The organism is Paracoccus luteus, assembly GCF_004522155.1.
Taxonomy (GTDB): domain Bacteria; phylum Pseudomonadota; class Alphaproteobacteria; order Rhodobacterales; family Rhodobacteraceae; genus Paracoccus; species Paracoccus luteus.
In genome coordinates this window covers 148,370-166,039 of the sequence record NZ_SDEA01000005.1, presented here as the reverse complement: position 1 = coordinate 166,039, position 17,670 = coordinate 148,370, and the positions used below count along the sequence as shown (strand labels likewise).

Annotated in this window: 16 protein-coding genes and 1 tRNA gene; 9 read left to right on the top strand and 8 right to left on the bottom strand. The window is 71.9% G+C overall.

The features are described 5' to 3' along the window. The first annotated feature begins 5 nt into the window (after positions 1–5). Positions 6–425 carry a TIGR01244 family sulfur transferase gene (locus tag EPA64_RS08985; protein WP_134725911.1) on the top strand — a complete coding sequence of 140 codons (420 nt, stop codon included), beginning with the start codon at positions 6–8 and terminating at the stop codon, positions 423–425. Positions 426–728: 303 nt separating this feature from the next. Here EPA64_RS08985 and EPA64_RS08980 read toward each other — a convergent pair whose 3' ends face one another. Further along, on the bottom strand, positions 729–1,622 hold the full coding sequence (locus tag EPA64_RS08980; protein ID WP_134725910.1) for a hypothetical protein: 894 nt from the start codon (positions 1,620–1,622) through the stop codon (positions 729–731). Between the two features lie 132 nt (positions 1,623–1,754). Between EPA64_RS08980 and EPA64_RS08975 the strand changes: the two genes are divergently transcribed. The 6 genes from EPA64_RS08975 (at position 1,755) to preA (ending at position 7,043) form a co-directional block, all read left to right on the top strand. Beyond that, positions 1,755–2,192, top strand: a complete 438-nt coding sequence (locus tag EPA64_RS08975; RefSeq protein WP_134725909.1) for a PepSY domain-containing protein — start codon at positions 1,755–1,757, stop codon at positions 2,190–2,192. Next, positions 2,193–2,855 (top strand): response regulator transcription factor, encoded by a 663-nt coding sequence (locus EPA64_RS08970; protein ID WP_134725908.1) that lies wholly within the window; start codon positions 2,193–2,195, stop codon positions 2,853–2,855. It begins immediately after the preceding gene. Continuing rightward, positions 2,852–4,198, top strand: a complete 1,347-nt coding sequence (locus tag EPA64_RS08965) for a sensor histidine kinase (protein WP_134725907.1) — start codon at positions 2,852–2,854, stop codon at positions 4,196–4,198. Before EPA64_RS08970 ends, EPA64_RS08965 begins: the two co-directional genes overlap by 4 nt. Positions 4,199–4,282: 84 nt before the next feature. Continuing rightward, positions 4,283–5,602, top strand: coding sequence for an NAD(P)-dependent oxidoreductase (locus tag EPA64_RS08960; RefSeq protein ID WP_134725970.1), 1,320 nt, complete (start codon positions 4,283–4,285; stop codon positions 5,600–5,602). After that, positions 5,592–5,729 (top strand): hypothetical protein, encoded by a 138-nt coding sequence (locus EPA64_RS16290; protein ID WP_167626635.1) that lies wholly within the window; start codon positions 5,592–5,594, stop codon positions 5,727–5,729. The genes EPA64_RS08960 and EPA64_RS16290 overlap by 11 nt, the downstream gene beginning before the upstream one ends. 15 nt (positions 5,730–5,744) lie before the next feature. Beyond that, complete coding sequence (gene preA / locus EPA64_RS08955; protein WP_134725906.1) at positions 5,745–7,043, top strand: NAD-dependent dihydropyrimidine dehydrogenase subunit PreA; 1,299 nt, start codon at positions 5,745–5,747, stop codon at positions 7,041–7,043. 82 nt (positions 7,044–7,125) lie between these two features. On the opposite strand, the gene EPA64_RS08950 is transcribed toward preA, so the two are convergent. From EPA64_RS08950 to EPA64_RS08940, 3 genes are all read right to left on the bottom strand, one after another. Next, positions 7,126–7,211 (bottom strand) — tRNA-Leu (locus tag EPA64_RS08950). Between the two features lie 52 nt (positions 7,212–7,263). Further along, a complete protein-coding gene (lipA, locus tag EPA64_RS08945) occupies positions 7,264–8,211 on the bottom strand; it encodes a lipoyl synthase (RefSeq protein ID WP_134725905.1) in 948 nt (315 codons plus the stop codon). Positions 8,212–8,339: 128 nt separating this feature from the next. Further along, a complete protein-coding gene (locus EPA64_RS08940; RefSeq protein ID WP_134725904.1) occupies positions 8,340–9,620 on the bottom strand; it encodes a DUF6456 domain-containing protein in 1,281 nt (426 codons plus the stop codon). Between the two features lie 213 nt (positions 9,621–9,833). Between EPA64_RS08940 and EPA64_RS08935 the strand changes: the two genes are divergently transcribed. Further along, positions 9,834–10,214 carry a DUF6477 family protein gene (locus EPA64_RS08935; RefSeq protein ID WP_220443730.1) on the top strand — a complete coding sequence of 127 codons (381 nt, stop codon included), beginning with the start codon at positions 9,834–9,836 and terminating at the stop codon, positions 10,212–10,214. A 13-nt stretch (positions 10,215–10,227) separates the two neighbouring features. On the opposite strand, the gene EPA64_RS08930 is transcribed toward EPA64_RS08935, so the two are convergent. Then, entirely contained in the window at positions 10,228–11,772 is a 1,545-nt protein-coding gene (locus tag EPA64_RS08930) for a helicase HerA-like domain-containing protein (RefSeq protein WP_246026692.1), read from the bottom strand. Between the two features lie 485 nt (positions 11,773–12,257). On the opposite strand from EPA64_RS08930, the gene EPA64_RS08925 reads away from it, so the two are divergent. Then, entirely contained in the window at positions 12,258–13,067 is an 810-nt protein-coding gene (locus tag EPA64_RS08925) for an invasion associated locus B family protein (RefSeq protein WP_246026684.1), read from the top strand. Positions 13,068–13,305: 238 nt separating this feature from the next. On the opposite strand, the gene EPA64_RS08920 is transcribed toward EPA64_RS08925, so the two are convergent. The 3 genes from EPA64_RS08920 to hflK form a co-directional block, all read right to left on the bottom strand. Beyond that, positions 13,306–14,682 (bottom strand): DegQ family serine endoprotease, encoded by a 1,377-nt coding sequence (locus EPA64_RS08920; RefSeq protein ID WP_246026691.1) that lies wholly within the window; start codon positions 14,680–14,682, stop codon positions 13,306–13,308. Between the two features lie 466 nt (positions 14,683–15,148). After that, a complete protein-coding gene (gene hflC / locus EPA64_RS08915; protein WP_134725901.1) occupies positions 15,149–16,345 on the bottom strand; it encodes a protease modulator HflC in 1,197 nt (398 codons plus the stop codon). Further along, on the bottom strand, positions 16,345–17,607 hold the full coding sequence (gene hflK / locus EPA64_RS08910) for an FtsH protease activity modulator HflK (RefSeq protein ID WP_134725900.1): 1,263 nt from the start codon (positions 17,605–17,607) through the stop codon (positions 16,345–16,347). Before hflK ends, hflC begins: the two co-directional genes overlap by 1 nt. Between the last annotated feature and the right edge of the window lie 63 nt (positions 17,608–17,670).

Sequence of the window (17,670 nt, the reverse complement as noted above, 5' to 3'; positions counted from 1 at the left end):
CTGCGATGGACCTGCGCCAACTGACCCCCGACCTTGCCGTGTCGCCCCAGATCGAGGTCGCGGACGTGGCCGCGCTGGCGCAGGCGGGGTTCCGCGTCCTGATCGACAACCGCCCCGATGCCGAAATCGGCCCCGACCTGGCCAGCGCCCGGATGGCCGAGGCGGCGGCGGCGTCGGGCCTGACCTTCCACTATCTGCCGTTCCAGCCCGCCGGCATCTCGCCCGATCTGATCCAGGGCTTCGACGCGGCGGTCGGGGACGCGCGCGGCCCGGTGATCGCCTATTGCCGGTCGGGCACACGCTGCGCGACGCTGTGGGCTCTGACCCAGGCCGGCCGCCAGCCGGCCGAGACGATCCTCGCCACCGCCGCGGGCGCGGGCTATGATCTGGCGCATATCGCGCCCCTGCTGCGCGGCCGGGGCTGACCCCGTGCGCCGCCGATCCGGCGCATGGCGCGCTGTTCGGCTGGACGGCCGATTGCCGCGCCAGCACGCTGTCGTGCAGACGGGGTGGCGGCTGTCATCGTGACGCCGATGCTTGATCCTGCGGCTGGCCGGGCCTGCGCGAGCTGACCGGGCGGATGTTCCCGCCGCAGGCCCAATCGCTTGCGGCGCTGGCTGCCGACCTGACCGCCCGCACCGGGCGGAGGGCGCGGCGAGACAGGGCGCGCGAGGTATAGGGCCACGGAAAGGCCGCGGCGGGGTGCCGCGGCCTTTGGGTTCGGTGCTTCAGCGGGCCTGTTCGCGGACAATGATGCCACGCGGGTTCAGCGTGACCGTCACCGCCTCGCCTTCGGGGTTCAGCGCCTCGATGGTGGTGCGCGGACCGTCCTTGGCGATGGCGCCGGGCTGGGTATAGCCGGCGTCGGCCAGCGCCGAGCGGACAGCGTCGTCGGTCAGCGCTGCCGGGGGCTGGCCCATGCCGCCGCCCGGCGCGCGTTCCCCGCGCGGCCCCTCGCCCCGGCGGTCGTCGCCCCGGCGGTCGTCGTCATGCCCGTGCTTGCCCTCGTGCTTGCCGCGGTCCTTGCCGCGGTCGTCGTCGTCGTCGTCGTCGTTGTCGCCACGGCCGCCCGGCCCGCGGCCGTCGTCGCCGCGCCCGAATTTCTGCAGCGTGCCGTCGGGCGTGAACGCGGCCCGCACCGGCTGACCGGCGCTGTCGCTGCCAAAGATCATCACGCCCTGCCCGCCCTGCGCGACACCGGCGACCTGCGCGATCTCGGCAAAGACGGCCGCGTCACGGACGGGCTGCGGCACCAGCCGGGCGATGACGTCGGCGGGCAGCGCCGCGCCGTCCCCGGTCGCGCGCAGCATCCGCAGCGCGCCCTTGTCGTCCAGCACCCCCTGGAACGCCGCGCCACCCGGCAGGGTGCCGCGGACGCGCTGTCCGCCGCGCTTGCCCGCGGTCACGGTCGCGTCGGTGATGCCCAGATCGGCCAGCGCCTGCGGCAACGCGGCCGCCGGTGCCTGCGCAGTGGCGGGCGCTGCGGGTGCCGCGATCACCGGCGCGGCGGGGGCCGCCGGGGCGGGGGCTTGGGCCGGGGGGGCGGTCTGCGCGGCCAGCGGCGCGGCCAGCAGGGACGCCGCCACCAGCGTGGCTGCCGAAGTGCGAAGCATGCGAAGCATGATCAGTCCTTTCCGTCATATCGTGCCGGGGGTCCGTCCCCCGGATCGAATCAACCTTTAGCGGGACAAGCACCAACAGACGGCCAACAGCCCGTTTGGTGTTCGTTTGGCATTCGTGGTCTAGTGCGGGCCATGCCCCGCCGCCCGGTCCTGATCCTTGCCCCCATCGTGCTGCTGGCCGCGCTGGCCGGGTGGCTGATGCTGGACCGCCGCGATGACCGCCGCGATCACCGCCCGCCGCCCCCGCACCACGCGGCCATGCCGCTGCCCGACGCCATCCTGGACCCCGAACTGGCGGATACGCTGGGTCAGCCCATGTTCGCCGTCCTGCCCGCCCATCAGGCCGTGCGGGAAATCAACCGCCGGTTCGACGGGCGGCTGATCGGGCTGGCGCTGGTCTCGCCCTCGCCGCCCGAGGCCGCGCGCGGGGTCCAGCTGGTCTATGCCGCAAGGCTGCTCAGCAAGCACCGCGACGTGGTGGAAATCCGCCTTGACGCGCGCCAGGGGCGGCTGCTTTCGGCGCGCGGAAACGACCTTGCGGCCGCCCGCCGGCGCGGAAAGGACGACTGAATGCGCTGCCTCATCGTCGAGGATGACCCCACCCTTGCCACCCAGCTTGCCGACGCGATGAGCGTGGGGGGCTTTGTCCCCGACATCGCGGCCACCGGCGACCGGGGCGAGTTCCTGGGCGCGACCGAACCCTATGACGTGGCGGTCCTGGACCTGGGCTTGCCGGGCCTGCCGGGGATCGAGGTGCTGACCCGCTGGCGCGCGCAGGGCATCACGATGCCGGTGCTGATCCTGACCGCGCGCGGCGACTGGACCGACAAGGTCGCGGGATTCCGCGCCGGGGCCGACGACTATGCCGTCAAGCCCTTCCGGCTGGACGAGGTGGTGCTGCGCGCCCAGACGCTGGTGCGCCGCGCCGCAGGCCACGCCCGCGCGGTGCTGACCGCCGGTCCGCTGGCCTATGACACGCAGCTTGGCGTCATCACCCGCGACGGCGTCGCGCAAAGGCTGACCGCGTTCGAGACCCGCATCCTCGGCTATCTGATGCACCATCCCGACCGCGTGGTCAGCCGCACGGAACTGTCCGAGCATCTCTATGACGCGGGCAGCGACCGCGACTTCAAGTCGATCGAGGTCGTGATCGGCCGCCTGCGCCGCAAGATCGGCGGCGCTATGATCGAGACGCGCCGCGGCGAAGGCTATGTCCTGCGGAGCGGGCGTTGAGGATCGCGGGCGATTCGATCCGCGCCCGCCTGCTGGGGCTGGCGGCCATCTGGCTGACGCTGGCGCTGCTGGCGGCGTGGGTCGTCATCGGCGGGCTGCTGGAACGCTTTGTCACCGACCGCTTCGATGCCGACCTGTCGGTGACGGCCGACACGGTGATCGCGTCGGCGACGCCGGATGCCTCGGGTGCGGTCGGGGTGCCCGCCCCGCCCGCCGATCCACGCTTTCACCTGCCGCTGTCGGACTGGTTCTGGCAGCTGGACGGCGGCGGCGGCGTGCTGGCGCGCTCGCCCTCGCTGCTGGACCTGCGGCTGGCGACCACGCCCCTGCCCGCCCCCGACGCCGCGCTGACCGGCGGCAGGGGCACCGGACCGGATGGCGAGGCGCTTCGCGTGCTGCGCCGCCCGTTCACCCTGCCCGGCATCGACGAGCCGCTGGCGGTCACTGTGACCGCGCCCCAGTCCGAGATCGACGCGGCCTTGGCGCAGGTCCGCCGGCCGCTGGCGCTGTCGCTGGCCGCGCTGGGGGCGGGGCTGGCGCTGGCGTCCGTCGCGCAGGTGGCGGCGGGCCTGCGCGCGCTGGACGCGATGGGCGCGGGCATCCGGCGCATCCGCGCGGGCGGGGCCGAATCGCTGCCCCTGCCCCGCGTCGCCGAACTGCGCCCCATCGCGGCGGAACTGAACGCGCTGCTGGACCAGAACCGCAGCGTCGTCGGCCGCGCGCGCGAGCATCTGGGCAACCTCGCCCATTCGCTGAAAACGCCCATGGCCGCGCTGGCGAACGCCCTGCCCCCGGACCATCCCGGCCAGCCGCTGATCGCGCGGATGGACCGCCAGATCGGCTGGCACCTGCGCCGCGCCCGCAGCGCGGGCAGCCCCCGCCTGCTGGGCCACGCCACCGCCGTCGCGCCGGTGATCGACGACATCCTGCTGGTCCTGCGCCGCCCCGCAGCCGACCGGAACCTGTCCGTCACCGTCACCTGCCCGGCCGGCGCCCGCTTTGCAGGCGAGCGTCAGGATCTGGAGGAGATGGTCGGCAACCTGCTGGAAAACGCCGTGAAACATGCCCGCCGCCGGATCGACGTGAGGGTCGTCGCGGGCGATCCGCTGCGCCTGTCCATCGCCGACGACGGCCCCGGCATGGCCGACGACGACCACGCCCGCGCCCTGTCGCGGGGCGTCCGGCTGGACGAGCGCGGCCCGCCCGGAGCGGGTCTGGGCCTGTCCATCGTGGCCGACCTTGCCGCGCTGCACGGGGGTCGGCTGGCGCTGGGGCGCGCGCCCTCGGGCGGGCTGGACGCCGCCCTGACGCTGCCCGGCACGGACCCATCTTTTACCGTTTGATAAAAAAAACGACCTGTGCCAGCGTGATCGCAAGAGCCAGCAATCGGCCAGCTTTCAGGGAGGTCCGCCGTGACCACGACACCCATGACGCCCGGCGTGGTGCCGGGGCGTCTGACGCCCGATGCCTATGCCGCGAACTTTCGCGACGTGGCCCCCCCGCTGGATGAGCATGAGGCGCGCGTCGCCGCCGACCGCTGTTATTTCTGCCACGACGCGCCCTGCATCACCGCCTGCCCCACCGCCATCGACATCCCGCTGTTCATCCGCCAGATCGCGACCGGCACGCCCGACGCGGCGGCGATGACGATCCTGCACGCCAACATCTTTGGCGGCATGTGCGGTCGCGTCTGCCCGACCGAGAACCTGTGCGAGGGCGCCTGCGTCCGCATGGAGGCCGAGGGCCGCCCGGTCGAGATCGGCGCGCTGCAGCGTTACGCGACCGATGGCGTCGTGCTGTCGGGCGTCCACCCTTTCCGCCGCGGCGCCCCCACCGGCAAGCGCGTGGCCGTCGTGGGCGCGGGGCCGGCGGGGCTGTCCTGCGCGCACCGGCTGGCCGCCAAGGGCCACGATGTCGTCGTGTTCGACGCGCGGCCCAAGCCGGGCGGGCTGAACGAATACGGCATCGCCAGCTATAAGGCGGTGGACGGCTTTGCCGCGGCCGAGGTGGACTGGCTGCTGGGCATCGGCGGGATCGAGCTGCGGCAGAGCCACCGCTTGGGCGAGCAGGTGACGCTGGACGGCTTGCGCGCCGAATACGACGCGGTGTTCCTGGGCATGGGGCTGGCGGGCGTGAACGCGCTGGGGATCGACGCGCCGGAGATCGACGCACCGGCCCGGCGCGACGCCGTGGATTTCATCGCGGAACTGCGCCAGTCGGACGATCTGTCCACCCTGCCGGTGGGCCGCGACGTGGTGGTGATCGGCGGCGGCATGACCGCGGTGGACGCCGCGGTGCAGGCCCGCCTGCTGGGCGCGCAGAATGTCACCATCGCCTATCGCCGCGGACAGGACCGGATGGGCGCGTCGGTCCACGAACAGGACCATGCGGTCACCGCCGGCGTGCGGCTGATGACCAACGCGGCCCCCGTGGCGGTCGAAAACGGGGCGGTCGTGCTGGGCTATACCGCCGACCTGCCCGACGGCACGCTGCTGAACACCGCCGAGCGCATCAGCGTCCCGGCCGACATGGTGCTGACCGCCATCGGCCAGCGGCTGGCGGGGGTGCCCGACGCCGTCGCGGTGGCGGGCGGCAAGATCGCCGTGACCGGGCCGGGGCGCACGTCGGTCCCCGGCGTCTGGGCCGGCGGCGACTGCGCGGCGGGCGGCGACGACCTGACCGTCACCGCCGTGGCCCAAGGGCGCGACGCGGCCGAGGATATTCACGGGTTCCTGCATGCGGGCTGACGACAGATCCTCGCTGCTGATCGGTATCCGTTCGGCGCCCCAGCTGACCCGCCACGCGGTGTTCCGCGAACGCTGCGACCTGATCCGCGCCCATGCCGACACGCCGTTGCCACGACAACGCCTGTAACCCGGAGGAACGCCCATGACCTCGCTCGCCTCGAACTTTATCGGGATCCGGTCGCCGAACCCGTTCTGGCTGGCCTCGGCCCCGCCGACCGACAAGGAATACAACGTCCGCCGCGCCTTTCAGGCCGGCTGGGGCGGCGTCGTCTGGAAGACGCTGGGGCTGGACGGCCCGCCCGTCGTCAACGTCAACGGCCCCCGATACGGCGTGATCCACGGCGCCGACCGGCGCGTGCTGGGGATCAACAACATCGAGCTGATCACCGACCGCCCGTTGCAGGTGAACCTGGACGAGATCAAGTCGGTCAAGCGCGACTATCCCGACCGCGCGCTGGTCATCAGCCTGATGGTGCCCTGTGACGAGGAGTCGTGGAAATCCATCCTGGGCCGGATCGAGGACACCGGCGCCGACGGGGTCGAGCTGAACTTCGGCTGCCCGCACGGCATGGCCGAGCGCGGCATGGGGTCCGCCGTGGGACAGGTGCCCGAATACATCGAGATGGTGACGCGCTGGGTCAAGCAGCACTCGCGCATGCCCTGCATCGTCAAGCTGACCCCGAACGTCACCGACATCCGCAAACCGGCCGAGGCCGCCCGGCGCGGCGGCGCGGACGCGGTCAGCCTGATCAACACGGTGAACAGCATCACCTCGGTCGATCTTGACCTGTTCGCGCCCGAGCCCACCATCGACGGCAAGGGAACGCATGGCGGCTATTGCGGCCCGGCGGTCAAGCCCATCGCGCTGAACATGGTGGCCGAGATCGCCCGCAGCGCGGCCACCCGCGGCATGCCGATCAGCGGCATCGGCGGCGTGACGACGTGGCGCGACGCGGCCGAGTTCATGGCCTTGGGGGCCGGCAACGTCCAGGTCTGCACGGCGGCGATGACCTATGGGTTCAAGGTCGTGCAGGAGATGATCTCGGGCCTGCGCGACTATCTGGAGGCGCGCGACATGGCGCTGTCTGACCTGGTCGGGCGCGCGGTCCCGAACGTCACCGACTGGCAGTATCTGAACCTCGACTATATGACCAAGGCGGTGATCGACCAGGATCTCTGCATCCACTGCGGCCGCTGCTATGCCGCGTGCGAGGATACCAGCCACCAGGCCGTCGCAATGGAACCCGGCCGCATCTTCCGCGTGAAAGAGGAGGAATGCGTCGCCTGCAACCTGTGCGTGGACGTCTGCCCGGTCGAGAATTGCATCACCATGCGCGAACTGGCGCCCGGCGAGGTCGATCCCCGCACCGGACGCGTTGCGGGCGGATTCCGCGACTGGACGCAGCACCCCAACAACCCGATGGCGCAAGCGGCGGAGTAGCAAGGGGGCGCTGCCCCCGTCCCTGCGGGACTCCCCCGGGATATTTCGACAAGGAAGAACCGGCGGGGGGCCACGTGGGCGCTGGTACCCGAGGTCGGACTCGAACCGACATATCCTTGCGGATGGCGGATTTTGAATCCGCTGCGTCTACCATTCCGCCACTCGGGCCCCTTGCGGGCGCGGTGCAGCGATAGCGCGGCCGGGCGGGCCGCGCAAGCGGTCAGACCAGCGCCAGCCTTTGCAGCCGCGCCGCGCGCAGGGCGGCGAAATCCTCGCCGGCGTGATAGGACGAGCGCGTCAGCGGCGTCGCCGACACCATCAGGAAGCCCTTGCCAAAGGCCGCCTTTTCATAGCCCGCGAACTCCTCGGGCGGGACGAAGCGATCGACGCGGTGGTGCTTCGGCGTCGGTTGCAGGTACTGCCCGATGGTGATGAAGTCGATGTCGGCGGCGCGCATGTCGTCCATGACCTGCATGACGCCCTGCCGATCCTCTCCCAGCCCGACCATGATGCCGGACTTGGTGAACATCGCGGGGTCCAGTTCCTTGACACGCTGCAGCAGCCGCAGGCTGTGGAAATAGCGCGCGCCGGGGCGGACGGTCGGATAGAGGCCGGGCACGGTTTCAAGGTTGTGGTTGAACACGTCGGGCCGGGCCTCGACCACGGTTTCCAGCGCGCCGGGCGCGGTCTTGAGGAAATCGGGGGTCAGCACCTCGATGGTGCTGTCGGGGCTGCGGTGGCGGATGGCGCGGATGGTCTGGGCAAAATGCTCGGCCCCGCCGTCGTCCAGATCGTCGCGGTCGACGCTGGTGATGACCACGTGCTTCAGCCCCAGCTTCGCCACGGCATGGGCCACGCGCCCCGGCTCGAACACGTCCAGCGCCTTGGGCTTGCCGGTGATGACGTTGCAGAAGGAACAGCCGCGGGTGCAGATCTCGCCCATGATCATCATGGTGGCGTGACCCTGGCTCCAGCATTCGCCGACGTTGGGGCAGCCGGCCTCTTCGCAGACGGTGGACAGCTTGTTGTCGCGCAGGATGTCGCGCGTGTCCTTGTAGCCCTGGCTGACGGGCGCCTTGACGCGGATCCACGCCGGTTTCTTCGGCTGGCTCTGGTCCGGGCGGTGGGCCTTTTCGGGGTGACGCAGGATCGGGGGCGTGTCGGCCATGATCTCCTCGGACGCGATTTGCCCACAGGTAATGGCTTTCGGCCGATTGATCAACGGCGGCAGGCGCGGGGAGTGATGGCGGCGCACAGGCGCGCGTCTTGCCCGCGCGCGCCTGTGCGGAACCGCAATCAGCCGATCAGCGGACGGCCCGAACCATAGGTTTCGCCATAATGGCGTTCCAGCCGCATCAGCGCCAGCCGCAGCACGACCTTGCCCGACCGCGCCGACCAGCCCAGGCGGCGTTCGGTCAGCTCGATCCCTTCGAGAAAACAGCAGACCCGCAGGACCAGGTCGCCCATCCCCGGTCCCAGTTCGCGCAGCGCCGCGGCGACACGGCGGCGCGCGCCCTCGGACCCGCCGCCGCCGGCGTCGTGGCGGCTGACGTCGATCCCTGCGGTCATGAACCGGTCCCAGTTCTGCGCCACCCGCGCGCCCATCTGCGCCAGCTCGAAATCCTCGCGCAGGCGTTCGCCCGCCCCGACCTGTCCCGCATCCAGGAACGGCTGGCCGTTCGCGTCGCGCCGCCGTCCCAGCACCTGCAGCGGGCTTTCGGCGATGTTGACGCGCATCCGCCGCGGCCCGCCGCCCTCGGGGTCGTCCAGCACCCGGTCCCCAAGGATGCGGTGGCGCTGCGCCTCGGCCGGGCCGATGTCGGGCGCGGGCGCGAATGGGGCCGCCGCCTCGGCCATGCCGGGGCCGGCAGGGGCATGCAGGCCGTCCACCGGGCGGGCGTCCATGAAATCGGCGGCCTGCGGCACAAAGAAGGCGCGGCCCGCGACCATCCCCTTCAGCGCCGCGCGCCCTGCCGGCGTGATGGCATGGCGGGTGATGCGCCCCTGCCCCACCAGCGCCACCCACCCGCGCAGCGCGATCAGTTCCGCCAGGCGGCGGTCCAGCACGGCGGTGCGGATGTCGGACCGGGTGACGATGGCCTTGTCCATGCCGACGGCCACCGCCAGCACGGCGCCGGGTTCGGCCAGCCGCCGCAGGATGCGGCGCAGCTGGTCCTGGTCGTGCAGGCTGATCGCCGACGGCGCGCCATCGGCCCGACCGGCCCGGTCGACGGCACGGTCCACCAGCGGATCGTCGCGGCGCGCCTCGAACCGGCGGATGCGGCGCAGGATGGTCGAGGCGTGGCACCCCGTCTCGCGCGCCAGCGCCCGGATCGTCTCGCCGCCCTCGACGTGGCGCAGATACAGCCGCGCGTCGTCGGGCAGGCCCGCCGCGGGCAGCGGCGCGGCCGCCGGGGCGGGGCACGGCTGGATCCCGCCGCCCAGCACGCCCTGGGGCGCGGTTTTCAGTTCGACCAGCTCCTGCAGGATGCCTGCGGCGCCGGGGATAGGGTGCTGCCCGCCGCCGGCCGGCACGATGGCTGCGGCGTCAGAGAAATCACCCGTCAGTATCGTCATGTCCGATGTGTCCTCGTGATCCTGGGGCCGCCCGTCGCGGCCTTGGGCTTGGTGGAGACCCACCGTGCAAGGCAGGTCGTATTTTCACATCGGTGAATAAATCCTAACAATTCCTAAAGAACCCTTGTCGTCGCGAACGCTGCCCGGGTCTGTGGCGCAACACACGCATAAGGCGAGCAGAGTGCCGGGGCCAACCCGAACGCGGAGCCTGCGATGTCTCACCTGTCCCCCTTCGACCTTGCCGACAGCCGTCATGTGGGCGTGCCGCCGTCCGGCCGGGTGATCGCCTTCCCGGCCCAGCGGATCGACGCGCCGCTGCGCCGGCCGGGCGTGCTGCTGGCGGCGGCCCGCGCCGGGCAGCCCGGCTGGCGGCGCGACCCGGCGCTGCGCCGGCTGATGCGGGCCGAGGTCGCGCCCCGCCCCGGCGCCGCCCTGCCCTGGCTGCGCGCCGAGGAGGACCGGCTGAACTGCGCCCGGCTGGAAGGCGCGGCCGACTATGACATGCACCGCCATGTGCTGGTGCTGATCGCCCTGCTTGCCGAACTGGCGGCCGTCGCCGCAGGCCCGCGGCTGCGGGTGGTGGGCGGCGCCTGATCGTCGCGGCGCCCTAGCGCCCCCGGAACAGCGACCCCAGCACCCCGCGCACGATGGCGCTGCCCGCCCGCGTCCCGATCGAGCGCGCCATGCTTTTGCCAAAGGCCGTGGCGATGGAATCGCCGCGCCGGACCGGCTGGTCGGGCCGGATCTGGATGCCGGGATCATGGCGGCGGCCGCGCCGGACCGACTGGCCCGGCATCTCGAACAGATCGGCGTCCGCCTTGTCCGCTGCTTCGTCGGCGGCCTGCGCGGTGCGGCGGGCCAGCGCCTCGTGCGCCGAATCGCGGTCGATGGGCCGGGTGTATTTCAGCGCCAGCGGCGACAGCCGGATGATCCCTGCCCGGACCTCGTCGGGGATCGGACCCAGTTGCGACAGCGGCGGGCGAATCAGCGTGCGCTGCGCCATGCCGGGCGCGCCCTTCGCGTCCAACAGCGATGTCACCGCCTCGCCGGTGCCGACCTGCCGGATAGCCTCGACGGTGTCGAACGCCGGGTTCGCCCGATAGTTTTCCGCCGCCGTCTTCAGCGCCCGCGTGTCGCGCGGCGTAAACGCCCGCAGCGCATGCTGGATGCGGTTGCCCAGCTGCCCCAGCACCGATTCGGGCACGTCGGCGGGGTTCTGGGTGACGAACCACAGGCTGACGCCCTTGGACCGGATCAGGCGCGCCACCTGTTCGACCTTGTCGATCAGCGCGTCGGGGGCGTCGTCGAACAGCAGATGCGCCTCGTCGAAAAAGAACGCGAGCCGCGGCTTGTCGGGGTCGCCCACCTCGGGCAGCTGCTCGAACAGTTCCGACAGCAGCCACAGCAGCAGGGTCGCATACAGCCGCGGCGACTGCATCAGCCGGTCGGCGGCCAGGATGTTCACGACGCCCTTGCCCGACGCGTCCAGCCGCATCATGTCGGCCAGTTCCAGCGCGGGTTCCCCGAACAGCCGGTCCGCCCCCTGGTTTTCCAGCACCAGCAGCGCGCGCTGGATCGCCCCCACCGACGCGGTCGGGACATTGCCAAAGCGCAGGCTGAGGTCTTTCGCGTTCTCGCCCACCCAGATCAGCATCGACCGCAGATCCTTGAGGTCGAGGATCGGCAGCGCCTGTTCGTCCGCGATGCGGAACACGATGTTCATCACGCCTTCCTGTGCGGGCGTCAGGTCCATCAGCCGCGACAGCAGCAGCGGCCCCATCTCGGCCGGGGTGGTGCGGACCGGGTGGCCCCTGTCGCCGAACACGTCCCAGAAGGTGACGGGAAAGCCCTGATGGTCCAGCGCGACCCCGATCTGCGCGGCGCGAGCGGCAAAGGCCGCGGCCAGCCGGGGATCGGCCCCGCCCGGCTGCGCCATGCCGGCAAGGTCGCCCTTGACGTCGGCCAGCACCACCGGCACGCCTGCCAGCGACAGCGCCTCGGCCAGGGTCTGCAGGGTCACGGTCTTGCCAGTCCCCGTCGCCCCCGCGATCAGCCCGTGGCGGTTGGCGTATTTCAGCAGCAGTTCCTGCGGCTCTGCATGATCCGGCCCGCCGCCGCCGACAAGGACGCGGCCCCCGCCAAGGTCCACCACCGGGCGGGGGGCGGTGGCGGTCGGCTGGGGACCGGCGTGCGACGCGGCGGGGGAAACGGGCGGGGCGGGATCGGTCACGGGCATCCTCGTTCGGCGGGACTGCAAAGATCAGGCGCATGGGCTGGCCCATCGCGCCGGCGAAGAATACCCGGTTGAGGGCGGCGTTCCAGCCTTGTCGCCGGGCGCTTGTCGCGGTCATGTTTACCCTGCGGCAAGCGATGGCCGGCATGATTGACGCGTTGCGAGCGGATGGATAATCTGCGTGCAATGATGACCGGCCAGTCCGGCAGGGAAGAGAGAACGGGAAGGGGTGTCGGCATCTGCCGCGCCCCTTTTTCCTTTCCGGGCGGCAGGCTGGCGGCCGAACCTCGCCGACGCACGCGACTGTTACGCGCCCCCCGGCGCGGCGGCGGGGGACTGGCCCTGACAAGCCGCAAGGCGCGTGCTAGCACCGCGCGGACGCGTATCGCCAAAAGGATGAACATATGGCTCGCACCCCTTCTGCCGCGCTGCTGGCGGCGATGATCGCCATCGCGCCGCTGGCCGCTTTGGCCCAGACCGCCCCGGAAACGGTGCCCCCCGCCGCAGCGCCTGCCGCCGCCCCCCCCGCGGCGGACGCGGCCACCCCGGCCGCGCCGGACGCCGCGCCCGACGCCGCGCCGGCTGCGGCTGAACCCACCGCCGCAGCGGCCGCGCCCGCACCGACCGCCCCCACGGCCGAGCCTGCCGCGCCGTCCACCGCCGCCGTGCCGGTCCCGACCGGCCAGACCCCTGCCCCCGCCGGTGCGGCCCCTGCCGGTTCCCCTGACGCTGCCGCGGCGTCCGGCGAACCGCAGGTCGGCGCCTATTACAACAAGACCACGCATGGCGACTGGCAGCTGCGCTGCCTCAAGACGCCCGACAACAAGGATCCGTGCGAGCTTTACCAGCTGATGCGGGACGGCGAAGGCGCCGCCGTGGCCGAGGTGTCGGTCATCCCGTTCACCGGCCGGGCCGCCGCGGTGGTGAACTTCGTGGCGCCGCTGGAAACCGACCTGACGACCGGCCTTGGGTTCCAGATCGACGCCGGCAAGAACAGCGCCTATCCGTTCCTGGTGTGCGCGCCGATCGGCTGCATCGCCCGTGTCGGCATGACCGAGGCCGAGCTGGGCGCGCTGAAAGGCGGCAACGCCGCCACCGTATCGCTGCTGCCCTATGGGGGCGAGGCCGCCGAGAACACCGTCAAGCTGAACCTGTCGCTGAAAGGGTTCACGGCCGGGTTCGACGCGCTCAAGGCGGCGGTGTCCGCCCAGTAAGGCCGCCCCACGCGGCAGCCAGGCGGGCGGCGGTCATGTGGCCGCCGCCCGTTTCCTTGTCCCGCGACCGGACCGCGGCCCGAATGAGAACAGCGACCCCTGCGGATCGCCGCCGCCACATCAAGCGGCAGTGCCGATCATTCGACCGACAGTGCAGGGACCGCGGCTCGCCCCTTCGCGTCAAATGGAAACGGCGACCCCTGCGGATCGCCGTCGCCGTGTCACGCCGCAGCGCCGATCATTCGACCGACAGCGCCAGGAACCGCGGCTCGCCCTCGCGCCGGACCAGCAGCAGGACCGACTTGCGCCCGGCCTCCTTGGCCTCGGCCACCCGCGCCTCGAGGTCGGACAGCGTGGCGACGGGCTGCTGGCCCGCCTCGACGATGACGTCGCCGGCCGACAGGCCCTTGCCCGCGGCCGGGCCTTCGGGATCGACGTCCTGCACGACCAGCCCGGTCGCGTTCTGCGGCAGGTCCAGCCGCGACGCGAGTTCCGGCGTCATCGGGGCCAGCGTCAGGCCCAGCGTCTCGCTGGCGCGGGGCGCGCCCTCGGCGCCCTGGGGGGCGGACCCGTCGGCCTCGGCCTCGGCCAGTTCGCGCCGGCCCAGCGTGATCTGCAGCGTGACGGGCTTGCCCTCGCGCATCACCACCACGTCCACCGCCTGCCCGACCGGCGCATCGGCCACGCGGCGCACCAGGTCGCGGGTGTCCGCGACCTCGCCGCCGGCGAACTGCGTGATGACGTCGCCCGCGCGCACGCCCGCGTCGGCCGCCGGGCCCGCGGGCACATCCGTCACCAGCGCGCCCGCCCGGGTTTCCAGGCCCAGCGAATCGGCGATGTCGTCGGTCACGTCCTGGATCTTGACGCCCAGCCAGCCGCGGCGCGTCTCGCCGAACTCGTTCAGCTGCTCGACGACCTTGCTGACGACGTTCGACGCCATCGAGAACCCGATGCCGATCGACCCGCCGTTGGGCGACAGGATCGCGGTGTTCACGCCGATCACCTCTCCGGCCAGGTTGAACAGCGGCCCGCCCGAGTTGCCCCGGTTGATCGCCGCGTCGGTCTGGATGAAATCGTCATAGGTGCCGGTCAGCGCCCGCGCCTTGGCCGAGATGATCCCGGACGAGGCGGAAAACCCCTGCCCCAGCGGGTTCCCCAGCGCCAGCACCCAGTCGCCCACGCGGGCCTGGTCGCTGTCGCCGAAGGTGACGAAGGGCAGCGGGTTGTCCGCCTCGACCTTCAGCACGGCGACGTCGGTGGTGGCGTCGGTGCCGATCACCTTGGCGGGCAGGCGCGCGCCCGACTGGAACTCGACCTCGATCTCGTCCGCGCCGTCGATGACGTGGTTGTTGGTGACGATCAACCCTTCGGCCGACACGACGAACCCCGATCCCAGCGCGTTCGACCGTTCCCGCGACATCGGCCCCTGGTCACCGAAGGGCTGGCCCTGGTCGGGCATGCCGGGCATGCCGAAGTCGCGGAACAGGTCGGAAAACGGGCTGCCTTCGGGGAACATCGGGCCGCGAGTCGTGGGGCGCGACACGACCGCGGTCGTGGTGATGTTGACGACCGCCGGGCTAACCCGTTCCACGATGCCCGCGAAGCTGTCGGGCATCACCTGCGGCGCGGGCGCGGTCAGCGGCGTGTTCGCGTTCGCGGCCTCCGGCACCTTGCCAGCCACGGCGTCGGGATCGGTGGTGGTCTGCGGCGCGTCCGAGGGCGCGGCCTGCAGCGGGGTGATCTGGGCGGGCGCCGCCGGGGGAACCGGCTGGGGCGCGGCCTGCTGCGCCTGGACGGGCGACAGCGTCATGACAAGGGCAAGCGCCGAGGCGGACAGGCCCAGGCGACGGCGATAAGGGGCGGGGATCATGCGGGAAAATCTCCAGAATCTGCAGGCCGCCGTGCGGCCGTTTGCGAAAACCAACGCACGACATATGGGAACCAGTTGCAAGAGTGCCACGCCCGCCGCGCGTGAACTCATCGTGACTTGCGGGTGAGGCGGCGTGAGCGGGGGCGCATGCGCCCGGCCCAACGCAAAAGGGCGCGGTCGCCCGCGCCCCCTTGCCGATGTCGTGACAGGCTCAGTTGCCGGCGGTCGCGGCGGGTTCGGGCGCGGGCGTCGTCGCCGGAGCGGGCGCTGCCGGGGACCCGGCCGTCGCGACGGGCGCATCGGGGGCGACCGCCGCCGCCGTGTCGGCGGGCAAGGCCGACGTGCCGGCATCCGCCGCAGCGCCGTCCGTTTCGGCGGCCCCGTCCGGCGCGGCCGTCGCGTCCGGCACCGCAGGCGCGGCCGTCGCGTCCGGCTCCGCAGGCGCCGCGGTTTCCCCCGCATCGGCGCCATCCGCCGCGGCGCCGTCCGTGCCAGCCGCGGGCGGCGTGATCGGCACGCCACCGGGACCGGTGCCGCCGCCCGTCTCTCCGCCCAGATAGCTGAAGAACTCGCCGTCCGGCGCCATCACCATCGAGCTGTTGGACCCGCGCAGCGCGCGTTCATAGGCGGTCATCGAACGGGTGAAGGCAAAGAACTCGGGGTCGCGGCCGAAGGCGTCGGCATAGATGGCGTTGCGCCGGGCGTCAGCCTCGCCGCGCACCACCTCGGCCTTGCGCCGCGCGTCCGAGGTCAGCTCGACCACGGTCCGGTCGGCGGTGGCGCGGACCCGCTGCGCGGCCTCGCCGCCGCGCGCGATCTCGTCGGCGGCTTCGCGTTCGCGTTCGGCCCGCATCCGCGCATAGGTCGCGGTCAGGTTCTGCTCGGGCAGGTCGGTGCGCGTCAGCCGCACGTCGATGACCTGCACGCCAAGGTTCTCGGCGTCGCGCCGGGCGGTGTCGCGGATCTGGTTCATCAGCGAGGTCCGGTCATCCGACAGGACCGTCGTCGAGGGGACCGAACCCAGCACGCCGCGGATCGCGTTGGTCATGATCCCCGACAGCCGGCTTTCGGCGAATGCGATGCCGCCATCGCCCACGGCGCGACGGAACCGCACCACGTCGGTGATCTGCCAGCGCAGGAAGGCATCGACCACAAGCCGGCGGTCGTCCAGCGGCGTGACCTCCATCGGCTCGGTCGTCAGGCCGAGGATGCGGGCGTCGTATTTCACGACCTGATCCACGACCGGCAGCTTGAGGCCGAGGCCGGGTTCCTCGCGCACCGCCACGACCTCGCCAAAGCGCAGCACCAGCGCCTTTTCGCGGACATCGACGATATAGACCGAGGCCATGACAGCCACCGCCAGCACGATCACCAGCGGCAGCGCAAAGAAGGAAATCGCGCGGCGCATCAGTTGCTCCCCTGCGTGACGGTGGTTTCGGGGGCAACGCCGCGAGCGGCGGCCGAGGGCTGGGCGGCCGGCTGCACGGGCTGCGGGCGCAGCTGGTCAAGCGGCAGATAGGGCACGACGCCCGAACCGGACGCGCCGCCGTCGATCAGCACCTTGTTCACGTCGCCCAGCACTTTTTCCATCGTTTCCAGATACATCCGGCGGCGGGTCACGTCGGGCGCCTTGATGTATTCGTCATAGACCGAGATGAACCGCGCGGCTTCGCCCTCGGCGGCGTTGACCGCCTGCGCGCGATATGCCTCGGACTGCTCGACCAGGGCTGCCGCCTCGCCGCGGGCGTTGGCCAGCACGCGGTTGGCATAGGCGTCGGCCTCTTTCTCAAGCCGGTCGCGTTCCTGCTGGGCGGCCTGCACCTCGCGGAAGGCGTCGATGACCTCTTGCGGGGGGTCGGCGCGGCCAAGGTTGACGCGCACGACGTTGATGCCGGCGCTATAGCTGTCCAGCGTGGCCTGGATCGCGATTTCCAGGTCGTTGGCGATGACGCCGCGGTCGCGGTTCAGGATCGGGGCCAGTTCCGACCGGGCCACGATGTCGCGCATCGCGCTTTCGGCGACGGCGCGGATCGTGCCCTCGGGGTCGGCCAGGTTGAACAGATACTGTTCCGGGTTCGAGACGTTCCAGACGACCTGATACTGCATGTCCACGATGTTCTGGTCGCGGGTCAGCATCAGCCCGCTGTCCAGCGCGTCGCGCCCGGTGCCGATGTCGATCGACTTTTCCTCGGTCACGCCGATGATCTGGCGGGTGACAAAGGGCCAGGGGGCAAAGTTCAGACCCTCGTCGCGCACCGCATAGGGCTGGCCGAACAGCAGTTCGACCGACTTTTCGCCGGTGTCCACGGTGTAGAAGCTGGTGAAGACCCAGACCGCCACCGCGCCCAGGGCAAAGATGCCCCAGGTGCCGCGGCTGGCGCGGGGCAGGCCGGGCCGCGGCGCGCCGGGGCCGCGCGGGCCGCCGGTCTTGCCGCCCATCAGGACGCGCAGCCGTTCCTGGCCCTTGCGCATCAGATCCTCGATCTCGGGAACCTGGTCGGGGCGGCGCCGGCCGTTCGGGGGCGGCCGGTCGTCAGAGCCGCCGGGCACGCCCCACGGGCGCTGCGGGCCGCGGCCCTGTTCCGGCGGGCGCGCGGGTGGCGCCTTGGGCCGCTCGTCGTCGCCGCCGCCGCCGCCGGTGCCCCCGCCCCACGGGCCCTGATTTGCCATGAATTCACCTTTCGTCAAACCTGACCCCTAACTGGGGCGAACATGCGTGAAGTCAACCCTTTG